Raw genomic sequence first — 1,890 nt, 5'->3', positions numbered from 1 at the left:
AATTGGTGTTAATCAGCAATATGCTGCAATGGCTAGAAGCAGCAAAAACCCGTCTGATAGCCAATTTATTCGAGGCCACCTGCAAGAAGCTAAATGGTTTATTAAAAGTATCGAAAGCCGCAATGTTACTTTACTTAAAGTGGCTAATTGTATTGTAAAATTTCAGCAAGGTTTCTTTGAATCTAATGCTTGTTGGATTTCCTGCTGTAGCTCCAATGACGATAATTGCAGTAAGCGAATCGCTTGCTGCAATTGAGGGGTCATGGTTAAGTGTTGACCCATTTTAAGTTGGAGTGACGCTTTCATTTACCGCTTATCCCTAGATGATTTTCTATAAAAATGACAATCTCAAAACTGTACTGGATTGGCATATACATCAATGACATTTAACGTTGTTTAGATATCGTTCAATGAAATGAGTTAGCTAGACTAAAAGGCCAGTGAAGTAACTATAGCTTGAATTGTTCACCTAAGTACACAGCACGAACTTGTTGATTACTTAATATCTCATCAGGTGTTCCTTCGGCAATTAAATTACCTTGGCTGACGATATAGGCTCGCTCACAAACGTCTAATGTTTCACGTACGTTATGGTCGGTAATTAATACCCCTAAACCGCGGTTTTTAAGCTGCTGAATAATTTTTTTAATGTCGATGACCGAAATAGGATCAACACCAGCAAAGGGCTCATCAAGCAAAATAAATTTTGGATTAGCAGCTAAAGCGCGGGCAATTTCAACTCGACGACGTTCACCACCAGACAGTGACATGCCTTGGCTGTCGCGTATGTGGGTAATGTGGAACTCTTCTAATAGGTGTTCAAGTTGTTCAATACGCTGGTCTGTGCTGAGCTCTTTGCGAGTTTGCAGTACGGCCATTATGTTGTCGTACACGGTGAGTTTGCGGAAAATACTGGCTTCTTGTGGTAAGTAACCTATACCTTTACGGGCGCGCAAATGCATTGGATCGTCGGTGAGGTCGTCGTCGTCAATTAATATTCGACCTTTATCACTTTTTACTAAGCCGACAACCATATAAAAAGTAGTTGTTTTACCTGCACCATTTGGGCCTAAAAGACCCACAATTTGGCCTGTTTTAACCGTTAAACTGACATCTTTAACAACTTGACGAGCTTTATAACTTTTAGCTAAATTTTCAGCGGTTAAGGTAATTTGGGTCATGGTTTGATCTGCTTGTTAACCGGGATTTGAGGGAGTTTTTGCTTCGGCGCCGACTCGTCTTGGAAATTTTCAGGTTGAATGATGGTGATTACGCGATCTTGTCCTGTACCGGTACTTTCGGCAATAAGCTCTTGAGCACTGATATTGTACTTAATTCGATTACCGGTAACCTGGCTACCAGATTGATTTAGTTTGGCGTTGCCAGTCAATGTGAGTGTGGTGGTGGCAAGGTCGTAACTAATTTCGTCTGCACTTGCAGTACCAATTTGGCCGTCATCTAATTCTTGTGAAAACGTTGCCGGTGAACCCGTCGCGATAAGTTTCTTACTGGTGCTGTTTTCAGGGGTAAATGCTCGTAATTGATCTGCATTGATATTAATCGTGCCTTGGACAATAGTCACCGGACCATTAAACACAATTTGATTGTTCTTAATGTCTGCAGACTGACTGACCGACGCTATTTTCAATTCTTGTTTCAGATCACCTTGTTTCGCTATAGCGGGCAAACTCAATATGCAAAGTATGCTACTTAATAACACAACATTGGCGCGAGTGTGAAGACGATTAATGTGGCTCATATGTTCCTTCTACCTGGCTTAGTAGCGATAATTTTTGCGAATTCAAGTCAGCATGTAAGCCTAAACCTTGAATAATAAACCCTTTACCTTTTATATACACCATCTCTTGTGAGGTGCCTATCATAGTGGTT

3 protein-coding genes and 2 pseudogenes are annotated in these 1,890 nt (G+C 40.8%); 1 reads left to right on the top strand and 4 read right to left on the bottom strand.

The annotated features are described in order from the left end of the window. A pseudogene (locus H5202_RS24860) lies at nucleotides 1–181 on the top strand (RNA polymerase factor sigma-54); the annotation flags it as partial. On the opposite strand, the pseudogene H5202_RS21635 reads toward H5202_RS24860, so the two are convergent. The 4 genes and pseudogenes from H5202_RS21635 to lptC form a co-directional block, all read right to left on the bottom strand. Beyond that, nucleotides 178–306 (bottom strand): annotated as a pseudogene (locus H5202_RS21635) (hypothetical protein); the annotation flags it as partial. The pseudogenes H5202_RS24860 and H5202_RS21635 overlap by 4 nt on opposite strands. Before the next feature lie 143 nt (nucleotides 307–449). Continuing rightward, the gene (lptB, locus tag H5202_RS21630; RefSeq protein WP_182773862.1) at nucleotides 450–1,181 is read right to left on the bottom strand and encodes an LPS export ABC transporter ATP-binding protein; all 732 of its coding nucleotides are present in this window, start codon (nucleotides 1,179–1,181) and stop codon (nucleotides 450–452) included. After that, nucleotides 1,178–1,759 carry a lipopolysaccharide transport periplasmic protein LptA gene (lptA, locus tag H5202_RS21625; protein ID WP_182773861.1) on the bottom strand — a complete coding sequence of 194 codons (582 nt, stop codon included), beginning with the start codon at nucleotides 1,757–1,759 and terminating at the stop codon, nucleotides 1,178–1,180. The genes lptB and lptA overlap by 4 nt, the downstream gene beginning before the upstream one ends. Beyond that, on the bottom strand, nucleotides 1,746–1,862 hold the full coding sequence (gene lptC / locus H5202_RS21620; protein ID WP_259397431.1) for an LPS export ABC transporter periplasmic protein LptC: 117 nt from the start codon (nucleotides 1,860–1,862) through the stop codon (nucleotides 1,746–1,748). Before lptC ends, lptA begins: the two co-directional genes overlap by 14 nt. Nucleotides 1,863–1,890 lie beyond the last annotated feature (28 nt).

The sequence above is a fragment of the Shewanella sp. SG41-4 genome, assembly GCF_014164505.1.
In the GTDB taxonomy this organism is placed as follows: domain Bacteria; phylum Pseudomonadota; class Gammaproteobacteria; order Enterobacterales; family Shewanellaceae; genus Shewanella.
Note: the sequence above shows the minus strand (reverse complement) of the source record. Positions and strands in the feature narration are given on the sequence as shown.

Coding starts and splice junctions, on each gene's coding strand:
- lptA (WP_182773861.1), bottom strand. CDS start 1,759: ATGAGCCACATTAATCGTCTTCACACTCGCGCCAATGTTGTGTTATTA.
- lptB (WP_182773862.1), bottom strand. CDS start 1,181: ATGACCCAAATTACCTTAACCGCTGAAAATTTAGCTAAAAGTTATAAA.
- lptC (WP_259397431.1), bottom strand. CDS start 1,862: ATGGTGTATATAAAAGGTAAAGGGTTTATTATTCAAGGTTTAGGCTTA.